This is a genomic window from Streptosporangium sp. NPDC002721 (assembly GCF_042888905.1).
Classification (GTDB): Bacteria; Actinomycetota; Actinomycetes; order Streptosporangiales; family Streptosporangiaceae; genus Streptosporangium.
The window spans coordinates 46,861-66,053 of the sequence record NZ_JBIAQI010000025.1; the positions used below are offsets into that span (position 1 = coordinate 46,861).

The window sequence follows — 19,193 nt, forward strand, 5'->3', positions numbered from 1 at the left end:
CCCCGCTCTTGGGGGACAGCGCATCACATACCTGATGGCGAGCGCCACGACGGCCCTGCTCTATTGCGCTCTCCTGGGGCTGGGATTGCTCGCCGCCAACGATGCGGTCCCCTACCTTCTCCTCGCCATGGCGGCCCATCTGACGACCGTGGTGATCGTCTACCCCTGGTACAGGCTGGTGGTCTTCCGGGCGCGCGGCCGGTCGTGGCTCGCCGGCTACCTGCGCTTCTACGCGGTCGGGCTCGGATTCCTCGCGACCTCGCTCGTCGGGCTCCCGGTGCTGGTGGAGCTGTTGCGGCTTCCGGTCATGGCGGCCCAGGTGCTGCTGCTCGCCGTCAGCCCGGCGGTCAGCTACGCGATCCACCGGGCCTGGACGTTCCGGGAGAACGCGAACGCCCGGCCCCGGTAACACCTTTTCCACTTCTCCGCAAAAACGATGGCGGCGAACGGCCGTCGGCCGGATATCGCCGTAGTTTTCAACGGGCGACCGGCCGCCGTGACCACGCGTTCCTCGTGGAGGGATCCAAGAGCGATGAAGGCACTTGTTCTGGCGGGCGGCAAGGGTACGAGACTGCGCCCGCTCACCCATACGTCCGCGAAACAACTCGTCCCCGTCGCCAACAAACCGGTGCTCTACTACGGGCTGGAGGCGATCAGGGACGCGGGGATCACGAGTGTCGGCGTCATCGTCGGCGACACGGGCCCCGAGGTCCGGGCGGCCGTCGGCGACGGTTCGAGATTCGGTCTCGACGTCACCTACATCCGGCAGGAGGCCCCGCTCGGCCTCGCCCACTGCGTGCTGATCGCCCGCGAGTTCCTGGCCGACGAGCCGTTCGTGATGTACCTGGGCGACAACTTCCTGCTGGGCGGCATCGCCGACCTGGTGAACGCCTTCGGCGAGGCCGGCCACGACGCGCAGATCCTGCTCACGAAGGTCGCCGAACCCCAGTTCTACGGGGTCGCCGAGCTGGGGCCCGACGGGGAGATCCTCGGCCTGGAGGAGAAGCCGCGGCATCCGCGCAGCGACCTCGCGATCGTCGGCGTCTACACCTTCTCCCCCGTCATCCACGAGGCGGTCCGGTCGATCATGCCCTCCGCCCGCGGCGAGCTGGAGATCACCGACGCGATCACCTGGCTCATCGGCAACGGCCACCGGGTGCACTCGCACCTCGTCAGCGGCTACTGGCGGGACACCGGGCGGCTGCAGGACATGCTGGAGTGCAACCGCATGGTCCTGGAGGCGCTCGAACCGGACGTCAGGGGGACGGTGGACAAGCACTCCGAGATCACCGGGCGCGTCGACATCGGGCCGGGCACGACCGTCGAGCGGTCGGTCATCCGGGGCCCGGCCATCATCGGCGCCGGCACCAGGATCGACGGCTCGTACATCGGCCCCTACACCTCGATCGGTGAGGGGTGCGTGCTGGAGGAGGCCGGGGTGGAGTACAGCATCGTCCTCGGGGACTCCGCCATCAGGGGCGTCTCGGGGCTCACGTACTCTCTGATCGGCCGGAACGTGGAGGTGACGAGGGCCGTGGGACTGCCCAACACGCATCAGCTCATGATCGGCGACCACAGCAGGGTCCAGGTGCGGGCATGAGGGTCCTGGTCGCCGGCGGCGCCGGGTTCATCGGCTCCCACTACGTGCGCTCGCTGCTGTCCGGGCTCTACCCCGGATACGAGGACGCCCGCGTGACGGTGCTGGACAAGCTCACCTACGCGGGCAACCCCGCGAACCTCGGCCCGGTCGCCGGCCATCCCCGGTACGCCTTCGTCAGGGGCGACATCACCGACGCCCGGCTCCTCGCCGACCTGATGCCCGGCCAGGACGTCGTGGTGAACTTCGCCGCCGAGACGCACGTCGACCGCTCGATCACCGGCCCCGGTGACTTCGTCGTCACCAACGTGCACGGCACGCAGTGCCTGCTCCAGGCGGCGCTGGAGGCCGGCGTGCGCACGGTCGTCCAGGTGTCGACGGACGAGGTGTACGGGTCCATCGCGGCGGGCTCGTGGGACGAGTCGCGGCCGCTGCTGCCCAACTCGCCCTACTCGGCGGCCAAGGCCGGAGCCGACCTGCTGTGCCGGGCCTACCACCGGACCTACGGGCTCGACGTGCGGACCACCCGCTGCACCAACAACTACGGCCCGTACCAGCACCCCGAGAAGATCATCCCGCTCTTCGTCACCAACCTGATCGACGGGCGCCGCGTCCCCCTGTACGGGGACGGCGAGCACGTCCGCGAGTGGCTGCACGTCGACGATCACTGCGAAGGCATCCAGCTCGTGCTGGACAAGGGCCGGCCCGGCGAGGTCTACAACATCGGCGGCGGGGTCGAGCTGACCAACCGGGAGCTCACCGAGCGGCTGCTGGCGGCCTTCGGCGTGGGCTGGGAGATGGTGGAGAGCGTGCCGGACAGGCTGGGGCACGACCGGCGCTACTCGGTGGACAGCCGCAAGATCCAGGCGATCGGGTACGAGCCCAGGACGGGCTTCGACGACGGGCTGGAGCGCGTCGTGCGCTGGTACCGCGACCACGAGAGCTGGTGGCGCCCCGCGAGACGCGCCGGGCGCTGAGCACGGGAACACCAAGGCACACGTCCGGGGGGACACATGGAGGCCACGGAGATTCTCCGTACCGTCGAGGTGGAGGACCGCCACTGGTGGTACCGCGAGCGGCGCGCCATCCTCGCCCGCGAGCTCCGCGGGCTGCGCCGGCTCGGCCCGCCGGGCAGGGCGCTCGACGTCGGCGCGGCCGGGGGCGGCAACACGCGCGTGCTCGTCGAGCACGGATGGGACGCGCTGGTCGCGGACTTCTCGGAGACCGCGGTGGAGCTGGCCAGGGAGCGCGGCCTGCGGGCGATCCACGCCGACGCGCGGGACCTGCCCCTGCCGGACGGGGAGTTCGACCTCGTCACCGCGTTCGACGTGCTCGAACACATCGAGGAGGACGGCAGGGCGGCAGGCGAGCTGGTGCGCGTGCTCCGGCCGGGGGGAACGGCGCTGATCACGGTCCCCTGCGACATGGCGCTGTGGTCGGCGCACGACGTGGCGTCCGGCCACGTCCGCCGGTACACGCGGGAGGGGCTGGACGCCCTGCTGACCGGCGCCGGCCTGGTCGTCGACCGCCTGTGGAGCTGGAACGTCCTGCTGCGGCCGGTCGTCGCCCTGCGCAGGAGGCGCCTGTCCGGCTCGGACGTCACCGAGACGCCGCGCCTGGTGAACGCGGCCCTCACCGCCGTGGTCGTGGCCGAGAGGTACCTGCCCGTCAGGTCGCTGCCGGGCGTCTCCCTCGTCGCCCGGGCACACCGCCCCTGACCTCCCGCCCCGCGCCGCCCCGCGCCGGCCCGCCCGGGGCCCGGAGGCGGGGCCGGGGCGGGTCCGGGGGCGGCGTTCCCGCCCCCGGGGCGGTCGTGAAAACACGGCCAAGGACGGGAAAAGACATCGGCGGGCGCGAGCGCCGGGTGCCGCCGGCGTCGTTCGTTTCACCAGGCTCGGGCGCATGACAGAAACCCCAGGCCGCCGGGTTCCCGCTGCGGGTCCGCTCATGACCGCCGGACGCGACGAGACGGACGGGCCCCCGGCCGGGCGAGGTCGCGCGGCCCCGCCGCGCGGGGCGGGAACCCTCCGCGGGTGGGCGCCCGCCGCGTCGATGACCGCCCTCACCGCGGCGGTGACGGCCCTGTACGGCGTCTCCGTCCCGGACATGATCCTGTTCGGCCTCTACGTCGTGCTGGGGGTGGGGCTCCCCGGCGTGCTGCTGCTCCGGCTGCTGTACCGGGGCAGGCGCACGCTCGCCGAGGAGATGGCGCTCGGGCTGGCGCTCGGCTACGCCGTGGAGGTCCTCGCCTACGCCGGTGCCCGCGCCCTCGGCGCGCCGCTGCTCGTCCTGGCCTGGCCGATCGGCGCCTGCCTGCTCTTCCTCGCCGTCCCGCGGCTGCGCCGGCACTGGACCGTCGCCGCCTCCCGCCGGGAGCGGGCGCCCGGCTGGTGGTCGTGGTTCCTGGCGGCGCTGACGGCCTACCTGCTCGCCTGGAGCGCCGTGGCGTTCTTCAGGCTCAACGCCCTGAGCTGGCCCGCCCTGGGGCGGTCCTTTCCCGACATGCCCTTCCACCTGGCCCTGGTCGGCGAGCTGAGGCACCATATGCCGCCCACCGTGCCCATGGTCGCCGGGGAGCCCCTCTCCTACCACTGGTTCGTCTACGCGCACCTGGCGGCGGCGAGCTGGGTGACCGGGGTGGAGCCGCTGGTGCTGCTGTTCAGGCTGGGCATGTTCCCCGTCCTGGCCGCGTTCGTCGTCCTGGCCGGGATGACCGGGCGGCGGGTCACGGGCTCCTGGGCGGGGGCGGCCCTGACCGTGGCCGGCACGGTGCTCGTGGCGACCCCGAGCCTCTACCTCGGGAGCAACGGCGCCTTCACCTGGGGAGGGGTTCCCGACCTCATGTGGGCGAGCCCCACCCAGACGTTCGGCGGCCTGATGTTCGCGCCCGTCGTGCCGCTCCTCCTCGACCTCCTGGAGCGCCGCCGCCGGACCGCCGGGCACTGGGCGCTGCTGGGCGTCTTCCTGGTGGCGGTGGCGGGGGCGAAGGCCACGTACCTCCCGCTGCTGGGCGCGGGGCTGCTGGCGGTGGTCGCGGCCGGGGCGCTCAGGCGGCGCCGGCCGCCCGGGCCGGTGCTCGCCGCGCTCGGGATGACGGCGGCGTGTTTCCTGTTCGCGCAGTTCGTGCTGTTCGGCGGCGCGAGGCAGGCGCTCGTCGTCGATCCCTTCTCCTTCATGGAGACGGTCTGGCGGGAGATGACCGGCGCGGGAGACGGGGCCGATCCCCCGCCGCTCTCGATCCCGGGGATGGTGGTGGTGTTCCTGCTGTGCTGGGCCGTCACGTGGGGCGGGATCTCCGGCCTGCTGAGCCGGCCGCGGCTGCTCGCGCGCCCCGCCGTGGCGCTCGTGCTCGGCATCGGCGCGGCGGGGCTCGGCGCGGCCCTGCTGCTCGGGCATCCCGGCAGGAGCCAGCTCTTCTTCCTCTGGGGCGCCTACCCCTACCTGGCGGCCGCCACGGCGCTCGGGATCGTCACCCTGGCGCGGCGGGCCCGGCAGTCCCGCCGGGCGACGCTGTGCGCGGCCGGGGCCGGGCTGGCCGCGGCCTACCTGATCCCCCTGCTGTGCGGCGTCCGGATCCCCCTGAAGCCGGGGACGGGCGACACCGTCCTCTACCTGCCGTACGCCGTGCTGCTGGCCACGATTCTCGCGGCGGCGGCCGTCCTGGCCGTCACGAGCGGGCGCCTGCGCGCCTGGTCCCTCGTGGTCACCGCGCTCGCGGTCGTCGGCCTGCCCGCCGTCGTGCACGCGCGCCTCCTGTGGCTCGTGGCCGGCCGCGAGGCGGGCGGGCCGCCACCGGTGACCGCGCCGCCCCCGGAGGGCGCCCTCGACGCGGGGCGCTGGCTGCGCGCGCACTCGGACCCCGGCGACCTGGTCGCCACGAACGCGCACTGCCGCTGGGGGCGTGAGGAACCGTGCGACGGCAGGCACTTCTGGGTGGCCGCGCTGTCCGAGCGGCGCGTGCTCGTCGAGGGGTGGACCTACACCTCCAGGAACACGGCCCGCTGGCGCCCGGAGCTGCCCGCGCTGGAGCTCCCGTTCTGGGACGACCGGCTCATCGCGCTGAACGACGCCGTCTTCGAGGCGCCCACCGCCGAGGCCGTCCGGGAGCTGCGCGAGCGTCACGGCGTGAGCTGGCTCTTCGCCGACGAGCACCGCGGGGGGCCGGTCCCCGGTCTCGGGGCCTTCGCGACGCCGCGGTTCCGTTCCGGCGGCTACGCCGTCTACCGGCTGCCCGGCGGGCCGGCGTGAGGACCGCCGGGCGGCGGGAACCCGCTCCACGCCGCCCGCCTCGGCGGCGTGGCAGGGGAGGAGGTCAAGGTCCGGATTCGCGGAACACCCCCCGGGGGGCCTCGGGAGCGTCCGGTATCCGGTAGACGGCGTAGGCCCCGGCGCGGAACCGGAGATCGGCGAACTCCCCGAGCGCCCCGACGTTCCCGGTCTTTCCGATGTGTCCCGGTTTCTCAGGCTCCCCGGGCTCCCCGGGCGTCGGGCTCAGGGCCGGGCCGGGTACCCGTTCCTCGGCGAGGAGCCAGCGCACCCCGTACCGTTCCCGAAGCCGTCGCACCGAGGTCCCCGAGGGTGCCAGGAAGGCCTCGTCGTTCAGGCGGATCCGTTCCCCGTCCCAGAACGGGAGCCCCGTCATCGGTTCGCCCGGGCGCCAGCGGTCCAGGTTCGACGCGGTGTACGCCCACCCCTCGACGAGCACGCGCCGCTCGGACAGCGCGGACAGCCAGAAGTGGCGGCTGTCGCACGGCTCCTCACGCCCCCAGGCGCAGTGCGCGTTCGTGGCGACCAGGTCGCCGGGATCGGAGTTGGCGCGCAGCCACCGTCCCGCGTCGAGCGCGCCGGGCGGGACCTCCGGCGCCGCCGGGCGGCTCACCCGGTAGACGCCGCCCTCGCCGCCGTGCATGATCAGCAGGGCGCGGGCGTGCCAGGCGGAGAGCGGTCCGACGGCCGTGACCAGGGCGATGACGAGGGCCCAGCCTCGGAAGCGGCGCCTCGTCGCGACCAGGGCGACGGCCCCCGCCACGGCGAGGGCCGAAAGGACGAGGTAGGGACGGTACAGCGCGGCCTCCGGCTCCCCCGGGGGCAGCGGGACCTCGACGCCGGACAGCGTGCGGACCAGGTGGGCGACGGCCACCCCAGCGCCCGCCGCGCACGCCGTGGCCAGGGCCGACGCCCGTTCCCCGCGCGCGACGGCGAGGAAGCCGCAGGCCGCGGCGATCGCCAGGTAGGGGTAGGCCCCCTGCAGGAAGTAGCCCTGGTTCATGGCGGGCCCCCCGAGCAGGACCACCGCGCCGAGGCCCGCCGCGCCGACGCCCAGCAGGAGCACCACCGCGGGACGTGCGAGCAGCCGCGGCCCGCGGAGCAGGCCGCCCACCCCGCACCAGGTGACGGCCCAGCACAGCACGTACAGCAGCGTGATCCCCGCCAGCGAGGCGGGCGAGGGCGCGGCGTGCTCCCCCAGGCCGGTCAGCTCTCCCCAGGTTCTGCGCATGAGCGAGAGGGGGTCGACGATCGTCGCCTGTCTCGCGCCGCCGAACAGCACGAACTGCGCGTAGACGAGGCACGCGACCGCCATCCCGAGCGCGGCGAGCGCGGGCCGCGGCGACCCGCGCCGCACGACCGCCTCGACCGCGGCCACCGCGACCAGCCCGGCGACGAGCATGGGCAGGTACGTGGCCTTCGCCCCCATGACCGCCACCAGGAAGACGCCCAGGAGCAGCCACCCGCCGGCGCCGCGCGCCCGGCGCCGGCGTTCGAGGAGGTCGACGAGGAGGAGGATCACCGGGGCGAACAGCAGGGCCCCGAAGGTCTGCGTGGGACTCTCCCACGAGGAGTGCTGGACACCCGTCCAGGTGAACAGCCCGTTCGCGTTCACGTAGAGGCTCGGAACCGCGACGAGGATCGTGCCCGCGATGGAGAGCAGCGCCCCCGCCCGGGAACCGGTGACGCGGTGCCCGATCGCCCCCACCAGGACGACGAACGCCACCAGCATGGGCAACATCCCCAGGCGGAACAGCAGGACCAGCGGCTCCACCCCGGTCACCCAGCTCGCCGCGGCGAGGTGCGCGTAGACGAACCAGTGGTAGAGGAGCGGCTCGCCGGAGACCACGGGCACCGTCGGCGGCATGTGGTGCCTCAGCTCGCCGACCAGGGCCAGGTGGTACGGCATGTCGAACAGGGACGTCCCGGCCCCCGGCCAGGTGAGGGGGGTCGTCCTGAAGAAGGTGAAGGAGCTCCAGGCGGTGACGTACGCGACGAGCAGCGCGAGGGACCACGAGTACCAGGCGGGGGCGCACGGGCGGGTGGCGCCCTTCCAGTGCCGGCGCAGCCGGGGGACGGCGGCGAAGGCCGCGTACGTGGCGACCGGCCAGGCCGCGACGAGCGACGGCGCCCCGGCGGCGCGGGCGGCGATGTAAGCGAGCACCTCCACGGCGTAGCCGAGCGCGAGCCCGAGCGCGATCTCCTCCACGAGCGCGAGCCCGCGCGTCCCCCGGTACAGGGCCCGGACCAGCAGCAGGCCGGGCAGCGCCAGACCCAGCGCGACGTAGCCGCAGAAGAACGCCAGGTCCGCGGCCGGCACCCCGTAGAAGGTCAGCACGGCCACGACGACGGCGATCGCGGACACCGCCGGCGACCACCTCCGCACGAGGGCGGGCGGCGTCTCCCGCGTTCGGGAGGATCGCCTTCTCCCGCGGAACGCCTCCGGCCTCTCGCGGTCCGCGACCGCTTCGATCGGGCTCAGGGTGGAATCGCTACCGGACGCCGGCTTGATCATGGGCGTAAGTCTGGCGACGAGAGCGTCTCCACCGGTCGCGGACATTCGCGTCCCGTGATGTTTTGCCAGGCTTTTGTACCGGACGGGAGCGGTATACCGCGCCGGACGGCACCGTCCGGACCATTATCGCCGATCAGGTGAATCCGGATCGCAGGTGTTTTCGATATCGATTTCACCGGACCCGTCACGGGCACCGGGCCGACGAAGATGACATCCGACGACGACTCAGGCGGGTGTGTTAGCGTCGGAGACCCCGCCCGGTTCCGGCGAACCGGATCGTTTTCCGGCACCACTCGGAACGGGGAAGAAAATGCTCGATTTTCTCGTCGGCAGCGGTCGTTGCGGCTCCACACTCCTTCATGAAGTGCTCACCGGCCATCCCGGCGTGGGATTCGTCACCAACCTGGACGACCGGTTCTCCCGGGTCCCCGACTCGGCGAAGCGCGTCAGCGGGAAGGTCTACCGGCGGATGCCCGCGCGTTTCCCGGAGAAACGGCTGCGCCCGTGCGAGGCCCACCGCGCGCTGAGGCGTGAGGTCTCACCACTGATCGTCGACTCCTTCCAGGACCTCTCGGCCGCCGACGTCACCCCGTGGCTGAAGGAGCGGCTGAGGACCTTCTTCGGGAGCCGGGCCGCCGCGCAACGGGTCGGGCGCTACGTCCACAAGTTCACGGGGTGGCCCCGCGCGGCGTTCCTGCACGAGGTGTTCCCCGAGGCGCGCTTCGTGCACATCGTGCGCGACGGGCGTGCGGTGGCCAACTCGTGGCTGCAGATGCCGTGGTGGCGCGGGCACCTCGGAGCGCCGGGATGGCACTTCGGCCCCCTGCCCGAGGCCTACTCCAGGGAGTGGCAGGAGGCGGGACGCTCGCAGGTCCATCTCGCGGGAATCGGCTGGAAGCTGCTGATGGACGCCACGGAGACGGCGCGGGCCGCCGTCCCGCCGGACCTGTGGCTGCAGGTTCGCTACGAGGACCTGCTCGCCGACCCGCGCAAGCAGACGGACGTGATCCTCGACTTCCTCGGGCTCGCCTGGACACCCGGCTTCGAGCGGAGTTTCGCGCGCCACGTCTTCACCTCCGCCCGGCGCGAGGCCTTCCGGCACGACCTCGCCCCGTCGCAGCTCGCGCTGCTCGACCGTTCCCTCGCCGGGCACCTTCACGACTTCGGATACCGCGTCTGAGCTCGGGCCAGTTCCTCGTAGAGGTGCTCGAACCATTCGGCCGTCCCCGTGATCTCGACGCTCTCCGAGCTGGCGGCGGCCCCGGACCGCAGCCGGCGATGCGTGGCCGGCTCCATCGCCGTGAGGATCCCCGCGGCCAGGGCCTCCGGCGACTCCGGCTCGGTCAGGATCCCGTTCCAGCCGGAGGAGACCAGTTCCGGTATCCCGCCGACCCTGGTGGAGACCACCGGCACCCCGGCCGCGAGCGCCTCCATGACGACCACGGGAAGCCCCTCGTAGTGCGAGCTCAGGACCAGCAGGTCGGCCGCCGCCACCAGCCTCCTCGCCTGCTTCACCGGCCCCAGGACGCGTACCCGGCCCTCCAGCCCGCGCCGCTCCGCCTCGCGGACGATCCCCTCCCGCAGCGGTCCGTCCCCGGCCAGCAGGAAGAGCGCGTCCGGCCGTGCGCGGAGGACCTCGGCGGCGGCCCTGACCAGCAACGCGTGGTTCTTCTCCGGCCGGAAGTTGGCGACGCAGACCACCAGGAACGCCTCCTCCGGCACGTCGAACCGGCGCCTGACGATGTCCGCGCGCATCGCCCAGGAGCGCTGCCCGATGACGTCCACGCCGTGCACCCGGGTCAGCAGGCGGCGTGCTCCCCGGACGGAGGGGGAGCGTGCCACCTGTGACGAGACCGCGACCGTCCGGTCGTCGAGCCTCCGGACGAGGTAGTCGAGGAGCAGGTTGACCGCCTCGGTCAGGCGGCCGAACCGGGCGGTGGCCGGCCGCCTGCAGTAGTGGACCGTCGACACCAGGGCCGGCCGCCGGGGGGTGATCCGGGCGAACGGCCAGAGCACCGCGGCGGGAGTCGGCGAGTGCGCGTTGAGCACGTCGGGGGCGAGCCGCCGGACCGTTCCGACGAGGCGGGCGTAGGCCAGCGGGCGGGCGTGCGGGCTGAGGTCGACGACCGTGATCCCCGAGGCCCGCAGCTGTTGCACGAGTTCCCCGGTCGACACCTGGAGGCACACCACCGTGTACTCCTTGTTCACCCCGGGGGCGCGCCGCAGCCGCTCGACGAGGAGCACCTCGACGCCCCCGGGGTCGAGGGTCTTGACGACCTCGCACACGCGAAGATCCCTCATCGCGTCCTTCCTGTTCGAGGCGGCGGGGTCACCGCGCCGCCCGGGATCCGGCGACGGGCTGGGGCGCGACGCCGGGACGCGGCGCGGGCGCGGGCGGGCGGGACCGGGGCCGCATCCCGCGACCGGCCTCGGTCCACGCGACCGCGGCCAGCACGCTGACGACCAGCATGATCGGCATCCGCTGGCGGAAGATCAGGCCGATGTTCGACATCGTCGTCGCGTAGGCGATCGTGCCCGGGACGACGAACAGCACGAGGGCGAACAGCAGCGCCCGGTTGTGCCTCCACAGTCGGTGAGCCCCGCGCAGCGCGCTGTAGAGCAGGTAGTACCACAGAAGCGTGTCCACCTTTCCCAGCTGCAGCGCCATGCTGCCCGGCGTCCAGGGGAACGGGGCCAGGAGCGTGTAGAACAGTTTCGGCACGAGCGCGCCCCACGCGTCGCCGCCGTCCTCGAACAGCACGCCGGAGCCGCCCTCCGCGCCTGACCTGCGGACCATCTCCGACTGGCCCTGGTCCAGCTGCTCCTGCAGCGCCGTGAAGGACGCCCCGCCGTCCGCCTGCGCGATGAGCACCAGGACGGGGATCAGCACCAGGGTCGACACGACCAGGGAGTGGACGGAGAGCTTGCGCCTCACCGGGGAGAGCCCGAACACCAGGGGCAGCGCGCACATGAGCACCATGTACGGCCTCACGTGCCAGAGCGCCCACAGCAGCGGGATCACGGCGACCAGCTTCCGCACGTCGAAGCGCCGCACGTTGGAGACCACGAGCCACAGGCAGGCCACGACGAGGAACGCGTTGATGCCGTCCTTGAACGTGTCGGACGTGTGGAGCAGGAGGGCGGGCAGGAAGGCGACCACGACCAGCAGCCGGAACGCCGCCCGCTCCTCGGCCCCCACGATCCGCGCGAACCTGTACATGACGATGCACAGCCCGCCGGTCAGGGTGGCCAGGACCGCCGTGCAGGCCAGCGTGGCCGGTCCGTCGCACAGATAGACGACGATTCCGAAGAGGTTGCACGGCACCTCCATGGAGTAGATGGAGGGGATCTGGTCGGAGGTGACGAACTGGAAACCCTCGTGCCTCCAGTACGCGGCGACCTCCAGCGCCCTGGCCAGATAGACGCGGTTGTCACCGCCGTACTCGATGAGGCGGGGCTGCATCACCAGGACGTGCACGACCAGGCGGGCGGTGAAGGCGAGGAGCAGCACCGGGATCACCCGGTTCGCCTGTTCCATCCCCAAACTGGCATAGGTAAGAAAAACCAGAAATATCGCCATCAAGAAGATGAGAAAATACTCCATGAATGAGATCACCTTAGAAACGCATCGAGGTCATGCGCCTTGGGCACGCCACCCGGCCGGCGTGCCGGCGAAACCCCCGGGAGGAATCCGCCGGACACACCCGCGTGGGCGCCGTGGGAGCCCGAGGCCTCCCGGCCGGCCGATCATTTGACGCCGCGGATCACGTACATCCCGCGCCGTCTCACGATCGAGACGTCGCTCAGGGCCAGCTCCTCCGTCCAGCGCCTGATCCGCCGCCGGGGCTGGGGTTTCTCGTACCGCGCCGCCAGCCAGTCGAACGTGTCCAGCACCGACCAGTTCCGCATCGTCTCCTCGTCCCCTAGGCCGAGATGCCGGTGGTTGGCCACCGGCACCAGCCGCGCGAGCCCCTGTCCCACGCCCGGGACGGCGCTGAGCGCCATGGACAGCGGCAGCAGGCGCGGCACCGCCCTCTCGACGAGGGTGTAGAGCCTCTCGGGAGGCATCCGCCTGGTGAAGGGGCGGATCAGCTGCCGCAGGTGGGGATAGGCGATCACCGCCGCGTAGACGTCGACGCAGAAACCGCCTCCCGGTCTCAGGTAGCGGAACAGGGTCTTGAACGTCCGTTCCACGTCCGGGGTGTGCTGGATGACCCCGAGGCAGAGCAGGAAGTCGAACGACTCCTCGGGGAACGGCAGCTCGTAGACGCTCGCCTGGACGAGTCTCAGATTGGGGAAACGGCCGTTCGAGGCGGCGTTGGCGTGGACCGCGCTGGAGATGTCGAAGGAGGTCACGAGGGCGCCCGTCTCGCACAGCACCTCGGTGAAGCGTCCCGCTCCGCTGCCGCATTCGAGCACGCTCCGGCCCCGCAGCCCGTCCGCGGACCAGCCGCTTCCCGTCATCAGCCGGTCGCGTGAGATCGGCATGCCGACGTACGAGTCGAGTTGCGTCAGCCGGTGCCGGTTCCACTGGAACCCGAATCCCCCGGCGTAGTTGTCCCGGGGGACGAACCGCGGGATCCCGTCGTCGACGGGATAACCCGCCCCGCACCCGGCACAGCGCAGCCCGCCCCCGTACGGCGGCTCGGCCTCCTCGCGGAGTGGACCACCGCCAAGCGGCTCGGCCTCCTCGCGGAGTGGACCACCGCACCGGGGACAGCACAAGGCGGGGTGCCGGAGGACACCGGCACCCGTGTCGGCCGTCGTGTCTTCCGTAAAGGTCATCCGACCACCCGTTCGACGAGAGGGAGTGAACGGCTCCCGGTGTCCCGCCGCGGGCGTCCGCCAGGCGGGCGAGCAGGAGCGCACCGGGCGCCCACGACGAGCGAGGAGTCATGCCGTTCGCGGCGTTCGTTCACAAGCTCGCACGTCATGACCACCGGGAGGCCTCCGGCGGCTCGCGCGCGAGCAATGATCTCCGTGATCCTTACCCGCGGTTGGAGTTCACCGCGACACGCCCCCGCGCCAACCGCCCGCGGGCGGCCGGGGTCGGTTACTCTCGGCGAGATCGCGGTTACGACGGGGCACCGGACGCCCCTGCCCGTCACGAAGGCACGAGGCAGGGTGTCAGGGGTCGCGGACACCGCGGGTCGCGGCACCGCGCGTCGCGGGCACCGGCAAGCAATGGAGGGCCCGATGTGCGGGATAGCCGGAATGGCGTCGATGTCGCATCCCGATCCCGAACTCGTCCGCCGCATGTGCGAGGTGATCGCGCACCGGGGTCCCGACGGCTCCGGCTTCCACGAGGACGAGCACGCGGCGCTCGGCATGCGCAGGCTGGCGATCATCGATGTGGCGACCGGCGACCAGCCCGTCTACGGCGAGGACGAGCGGGTCGTGTCGGTCTTCAACGGTGAGATCTACAACTTCGCCGAGCTGCGACGGGACCTGGCGGGCCGGGGCCACCGCCTGCGCTCCACGGGCGACTCCGAGTGCCTCGCCCATCTCTACGAGGAGTACGGCGTCGACATGGTCCACCGGCTGCGGGGGATGTTCGCCTTCGCCGTCTGGGACCGCGACCGGCGGCGGCTGGTCCTGGCCCGGGACCGGGCCGGGAAGAAGCCGCTGTACTGGAGGTCCGACCACACCTCGATCTGGTTCGGCTCGGAGCTTAAGTCCCTGGCCCGCGATCCCGGCATGCGCCGCGAGATCGACCCCGTGGCGCTGCACCACTACCTGACCTACCGCTACGTCCCCGCGCCGTGGTCGATCTACCAGGGCGTGCACAAGCTGCCCCCCGGCCACGTGCTGGTCTGGGAGCGGGGGCGGGTCACCACGCACCGCTACTGGGAGCTGGACCGCACCCCGCGGGTGGTGAGGGACGAGCGGGAGGAGGAGGAACGCCTGCGCGAGCTGATCCTGGAGGCGACCCGGATCCGCATGGTGAGCGAGCGTCCCATCGGGGCGTTCCTCTCGGGCGGGATCGACTCGTCGGCCGTGGTGGCGGCCATGGCAATGCAGAGCCGCGACCCGGTCAAGACGTTCTGCGTCGGCTTCGAGGACGACCGCTACGACGAGCGTTCCGAGGCCCGGCTGGTCGCCGAGCGCTACTCCACCGACCACCACGAACTCGTCATGACGGCCGACCTCCTCGGCGTCCTGCCCCTGCTCGCCTGGCACTTCGACGAGCCGTTCGCCGACTCCTCGGCCGTCCCCTGCTTCCACGTGGCGCGGCTGAGCCGCCGGCACGTCACCGTCGTGCTCAACGGCGACGGGGGCGACGAGAGTTTCGGCGGCTACCAGCGCTACGCCCTGATGAACCAGGCCGGCAGGATCCCGGCCATGCCCCGCGCCCTGGCTGCGGCGTCCGTCCGCGCCGGCACCCTCGTCACCGAGCGCAGCGGGTACGGATCGCCGCTCCGGACGCTCGGCCGCGTCATGCGGTTCGCCGGGGAGCACCCGTCACGACGCTACGCGGGCCTGATGTCCTGCTTCACGGCCGGGCAGAAGGCCGAGCTCTACACTCCCGCGCTCCGCGAGCGGCTGGCGGGGGTGGACAGCCACGGGCTGCTGGAGGAGACCTTCCGGGACTCGTCCGCGGTGACCGCCCTCGGCCGCGTCCTGGACGTCGACACGACCACCTACCTGCCCTACGACCTGCTGGTCAAGGTCGACGTCACCACGATGGCCAACTCGATGGAGGCCCGCTCGCCGTTCCTGGACCACCGCCTGATGGAGTGGGCGGCGGGGCTCCCCGACCCGCTGAAGGTCCGCGACCGGCGGACCAAGCTGCTGCTGCGGCGGGCGGTCGCCCCCTGGTTGCCGGGCCGGCTGCGGCACCGCCCCAAGCGGGGGTTCGGCGTGCCGCTCGCCACCTGGCTCAGGGGCGATCTGCGGGAACTCTCCCACGACGTGCTCACCGACGGCGCCGCCCGCGGCAGGGGGCTGTTCCGGCAGGAGACGGTCCAGGGTCTGCTCCGGCAGCACGCCGCCGGAGCAGACCACGGCGACCGGCTGTGGGCGCTGCTGCAGTTCGAGCTATGGCACCGGGCGCACGCCGTCCCGGGCGGCTCCGTCATGGCGGAGATCGGATGCCCAGGGCCCTGAAGATCCCCGGGGCCCCGAGGACGCCCGGGGCCCCGAACGGGAGCACCGCCCTCACCCAGGCCGTCCAGACGATGGCCAGCCACGTCCTGCGGCTCACGCTGGCGGCGATGACGGGCGTCCTGATAGCGCGCACCCTCCTGCCCGAGGGCCGGGGCGTCTACGCGATGCTCGCCACCACCGGCGGGATCGCGGTCGTCCTGGGCAACCTGTCGATCGGAAGGTCGCAGATCGCGCTGTGGCCGGACCCCGCGCGGCACCGCGCCCTGGCGGGCAACGGCCTGGTCCTCGGGCTGGTCCTCGGGCTCGTCTCCGCCGCGGTCACCCTGGCGGTCGTGACCGCGTTCCTCCCCCTCCCCTCCCCTCACCTGCTCGTCATCGTCCTGCTCGCGGTGCCCTTCGGCGTCGCGGCGGTCAACCTCAACGGGATCGCGTTGCTACGGTCGCGCACCGACCTCGTCAACCGGGGGGTCGTCACGTCCGCGCTCGTCCTGAACCTGCCGGTCCTGGTGCTCGCGGCGACGGGACACCTCACCGTCACCGCGGTGGTCGTCTGCTGGACGGCCGCCGTGAGCGCGCCCTTCTGGCTGCTCCTGCGGCCGCTCGGCCTGCGCGCCATGCGCGTGGAACCGGCACTCGCCCGCCGCCAGCTCACCCTGTCGTGCCGGTACCACGTCGGGCTGGCGGCGTTCCACCTCCTGCTGACCGCCGACATCTTCCTGCTGGGCGCCCTCGTCTCCCCCGCCGAGGTGGGCCTGTACACCGTCGGGACGGCGTTCCTGACCTTCTCGCGGATCCCCGCCGACGCGGTGACGCAGGTCGCGCTCCCCCGGCAGGCGGTCGAGGACGAGCGCGACGCCAGGGCCGTCAGCGTCCGCGTCCTGCGGCTTAACCTGCTGCTGTCCTCCGTCTTCGTGTGCGCGCTGTCGGCCGCCTCCCCCGTGCTCGTCCCCCTGCTCTACGGTCCCGCGTTCGCCGGCAGCGTGACGCCCATACTCCTCCTGGCCCCCGGCATCGTCGCCCTGTCGCTGCTCCGGCCGGTCGAGCAGTATCTGGTACGGCTGGACCGCCCGATGACCATGACCGCCGTCGCCTCCGGCGCCCTCGCCGCGAACCTGGCCCTGAACGCCCTGCTCATCCCCCGGTGGGGGGCCACGGGCGCCGCCCTGGCCGCGAGCGCCGCCTACACCGCCATGGCGGCGGCCGAGATCACCTGGTTCGCCAGGAGGACCGCGACCGGGGTGCTCGAACTGCTGCCGCGGCTCTCCGACCTGCGCTCCGTGGTCCCGGCGCTCTCCGGCGCGAGCCGCCCCGTTCCGGCCTCGTCCTTTCCCGATCCGCCCCGAGAATTTCAAGGTACCCGCAGGCAAAGGAGAAAGAGCTGGTAAGACCCAGGTGTCCGGGCTGGATCACGTTTAGGTAGGGAGTAGGGAAAACATCGCGCCACCACCGTGATGGTGTCGGCGGACGGATCTGGCGGAGAACTAGTTTCTCCGACGTGAGCCAGGCCTGTCCCCAAGGAGCCCCTATGAAGCCAGACGGCCGGATTCGTGTCATGGAGATCATCGCGCGGATGAACGTCGGCGGTCCAGCGACCCAGGTCTCGGGGCTGCACGAGCGGCTGAACCGCGAGGAGTTCGACCACCGCCTCTACACCGGCCACGTCGACGGCCACGAGGGCGACCACCTGCTGCTGCACGACATGCGGGAACCGGTGCACCGGGTGCCCGGTCTCGGCCGCGCCATCGATCCCGGCGACGACTACCGCGCCCTGTTCTGGCTGGTCAGCGCGATGCGAACCTTCCGCCCCCACATCGTCCACACCCGCACGGCCAAGGCCGGCGCCCTGGGACGGGTGGCCGCCCGGCTGTCGCGCGTCGGCTCGGCCCGGGTGCACGTCTTCCACGGCCACCTGCTGCACGGTTACTTCTCACCGGTCAGACGCGGCCTGTACGTGGGCTCGGAACGGATCCTCGCCTCCATGTCGGACCGGCTGGTGACGGTGGGGGCCAGGGTGAGGGACGAATTACTCCAGGCGGGGATCGGCCGTCCCGAGCAGTACGTCGTCATCCCGCCCGGGGTCCGGCCGGGCCCCGTCCCCGATCGCGGCGCGGCCCGCGCGGCACTGGGCCTGCCGCAGGACGCGCCCGTGGTGGCGTACGTGGGCCGCCTCACCCAGGTGAAGCGGCCCGACCGGTTCGTCGCCGTTGCCCACGCCGTGCTCGGCCGCATCCCCGGCTGCCACTTCCTCATGTGCGGCGGCGGCGAGCTCGGCCGCCAGGTCGAGCGGGACGCCGAGACCGTGCGCGACTCCTTCCACCTGCTCGGCTGGCGCGGGGACGTGCAGACGGTCTACGCCGCCGCCGACGTGGTCCTGCTCACCTCGGACAACGAGGGCACCCCGCTCACGCTCGTCGAGGCGGGCATGGCGGGCACCCCCGTGGTCTCCACCCGGGTGGGAAGCGTCTCCGAGGTCGTCAGGGACGGGCACACCGGCCTGCTGTCGGGCCCCGCCCCGGACGAGCTGGCGGCGCACACCGTCCGCCTGCTGTCCGATCCCGGCCTCGCCCGCCGGATGGGCGGCGCGGCCCGCGACTGGACGACGTACGCGTTCAACCTGGACCGCCTCGTCTCCGACACCGAGGACCTCTACCGGTCGCTGTGCGAGACGCGCGGCCGGCACCTTCTCGCGCGGGGGAACGGCCGATGAGGGTACTGGTGACGGGCGGCGCCGGCTTCATCGGCGCGCACACCTGCCGGGTGCTGGCGGCCAGGCCCGACGTCGGGAACATCACGGTGCTGGACGACCTGAGCAGCGGGAGTCTCGCCAACCTCGAGGGCGTCGAGGCCGACGTCGTGGTCGGCAGCATCCTGGACCGGGACCTGCTGACGGACCTGGTGGCCGGCGCCACGCACGTGGTCCACCTCGCCGCCAGGCCCTCGGTGCCCCGGTCGCTGGCCGACCCGCTCGCCTCGCACGCCGTCAACGCGACCGGCACCCTGTACGTGCTGGAGGCCTGCCGCGCGAGCAGGCCGCACGTGATCCTCGCCTCCTCCTCCTCGGTGTACGGCGACCGTCCCGAGCCCCGCAAGCACGAGGACCTGGCCACCAGGCCGCTCAGCCCGTACGGGGCCGGCAAGCTCGCCGCGGAGGCCTACGCGCTGGCCTACGCGCACAGCTACGGCCTGCCGGTCCTGCCGTTCCGCTTCTTCAACGTCTACGGGCCGCTGCAGAGCGCCGGGCACGCCTACGCGGCGGTGATCCCGGCGTTCGTCTCGGCGGCGCTGCGGGGCGAGCCGGTCCCGCTGTACGGCGACGGCGGCCAGGCGCGGGACTTCACCTATGTGGAGTCGGTGACCGGCGTCCTCGCCGACGCGGCCGCCCGCCGGGTGACGAGCGCGAAACCGGTGAACCTGGCCTTCGGCACCCGTGTCTCCCTGCGGCACCTGATGGACGTCCTCTCCGAGATCATCGGCCGGGTGGTGGAGCCGATCTCCCTGCCTCCGCGCAGGGGCGACGTCCGGGAGTCCCAGGCCTCCGCCCGCCTGCTGCGCGAGCTGTTCCCCGGCGCGCGGCCCGTCTCCCTGGAGGACGGGCTCCGCACGACGGTGGCCTGGTTCGAGAGGACGCGGGCCGACAACGTCGAGGCGGTGGCCGGCATGCAGGCGTGAGCGGCCGCCTCCCGCCGACGACAGAGATCTCTCCAAGCA

14 protein-coding genes are annotated in these 19,193 nt (G+C 72.6%); 10 read left to right on the forward strand and 4 right to left on the reverse strand.

Annotated elements, in window-relative coordinates; all coding sequences use genetic code 11:
- Window positions 1-34: 34 nt before the first annotated feature.
- The 5 genes from ACFYWM_RS31820 (at window position 35) to ACFYWM_RS31840 (ending at window position 5,845) form a co-directional block, all read left to right on the forward strand.
- On the forward strand, window positions 35-409 hold the full coding sequence (locus ACFYWM_RS31820) for a GtrA family protein (RefSeq protein WP_389921207.1): 375 nt from the start codon (window positions 35-37) through the stop codon (window positions 407-409).
- A 123-nt stretch (window positions 410-532) separates the two neighbouring features.
- Complete coding sequence (locus tag ACFYWM_RS31825) at window positions 533-1,600, forward strand: glucose-1-phosphate thymidylyltransferase (RefSeq protein ID WP_389921211.1); 1,068 nt, start codon at window positions 533-535, stop codon at window positions 1,598-1,600.
- Complete coding sequence (gene rfbB / locus ACFYWM_RS31830; RefSeq protein ID WP_389921214.1) at window positions 1,597-2,574, forward strand: dTDP-glucose 4,6-dehydratase; 978 nt, start codon at window positions 1,597-1,599, stop codon at window positions 2,572-2,574. Before ACFYWM_RS31825 ends, rfbB begins: the two co-directional genes overlap by 4 nt.
- Window positions 2,575-2,610: 36 nt before the next feature.
- Window positions 2,611-3,315 (forward strand): class I SAM-dependent methyltransferase, encoded by a 705-nt coding sequence (locus ACFYWM_RS31835; protein ID WP_389921219.1) that lies wholly within the window; start codon window positions 2,611-2,613, stop codon window positions 3,313-3,315.
- Window positions 3,316-3,499: 184 nt separating this feature from the next.
- The gene (locus ACFYWM_RS31840; RefSeq protein ID WP_389921222.1) at window positions 3,500-5,845 is read left to right on the forward strand and encodes a hypothetical protein; all 2,346 of its coding nucleotides are present in this window, start codon (window positions 3,500-3,502) and stop codon (window positions 5,843-5,845) included.
- A 64-nt stretch (window positions 5,846-5,909) separates the two neighbouring features.
- Here ACFYWM_RS31840 and ACFYWM_RS31845 read toward each other — a convergent pair whose 3' ends face one another.
- Window positions 5,910-8,228, reverse strand: coding sequence for a hypothetical protein (locus ACFYWM_RS31845; protein WP_389921225.1), 2,319 nt, complete (start codon window positions 8,226-8,228; stop codon window positions 5,910-5,912).
- Window positions 8,229-8,688: 460 nt separating this feature from the next.
- Between ACFYWM_RS31845 and ACFYWM_RS31850 the strand changes: the two genes are divergently transcribed.
- A complete protein-coding gene (locus ACFYWM_RS31850) occupies window positions 8,689-9,558 on the forward strand; it encodes a sulfotransferase family protein (RefSeq protein ID WP_389921228.1) in 870 nt (289 codons plus the stop codon).
- Here ACFYWM_RS31850 and ACFYWM_RS31855 read toward each other — a convergent pair.
- The 3 genes from ACFYWM_RS31855 to ACFYWM_RS31865 form a co-directional block, all read right to left on the reverse strand.
- Window positions 9,534-10,679, reverse strand: coding sequence for a glycosyltransferase (locus tag ACFYWM_RS31855; RefSeq protein WP_389921231.1), 1,146 nt, complete (start codon window positions 10,677-10,679; stop codon window positions 9,534-9,536). The two genes, ACFYWM_RS31850 and ACFYWM_RS31855, sit on opposite strands and share 25 nt — an antisense overlap.
- 28 nt (window positions 10,680-10,707) lie before the next feature.
- Complete coding sequence (locus ACFYWM_RS31860; protein ID WP_389921233.1) at window positions 10,708-11,916, reverse strand: hypothetical protein; 1,209 nt, start codon at window positions 11,914-11,916, stop codon at window positions 10,708-10,710.
- A 209-nt stretch (window positions 11,917-12,125) separates the two neighbouring features.
- Entirely contained in the window at window positions 12,126-13,163 is a 1,038-nt protein-coding gene (locus ACFYWM_RS31865) for a methyltransferase domain-containing protein (RefSeq protein ID WP_389921235.1), read from the reverse strand.
- Window positions 13,164-13,574: 411 nt separating this feature from the next.
- On the opposite strand from ACFYWM_RS31865, the gene asnB reads away from it, so the two are divergent.
- The 4 genes from asnB (at window position 13,575) to ACFYWM_RS31885 (ending at window position 19,154) form a co-directional block, all read left to right on the forward strand.
- Entirely contained in the window at window positions 13,575-15,485 is a 1,911-nt protein-coding gene (gene asnB / locus ACFYWM_RS31870) for an asparagine synthase (glutamine-hydrolyzing) (RefSeq protein WP_389921237.1), read from the forward strand.
- On the forward strand, window positions 15,470-16,870 hold the full coding sequence (locus ACFYWM_RS31875; RefSeq protein WP_389921240.1) for a lipopolysaccharide biosynthesis protein: 1,401 nt from the start codon (window positions 15,470-15,472) through the stop codon (window positions 16,868-16,870). Before asnB ends, ACFYWM_RS31875 begins: the two co-directional genes overlap by 16 nt.
- 140 nt (window positions 16,871-17,010) lie before the next feature.
- Entirely contained in the window at window positions 17,011-18,192 is a 1,182-nt protein-coding gene (locus ACFYWM_RS31880) for a glycosyltransferase (RefSeq protein WP_389921242.1), read from the forward strand.
- Window positions 18,189-19,154, forward strand: coding sequence for an NAD-dependent epimerase/dehydratase family protein (locus ACFYWM_RS31885; protein WP_389921245.1), 966 nt, complete (start codon window positions 18,189-18,191; stop codon window positions 19,152-19,154). Before ACFYWM_RS31880 ends, ACFYWM_RS31885 begins: the two co-directional genes overlap by 4 nt.
- Window positions 19,155-19,193: the final 39 nt, after the last annotated feature.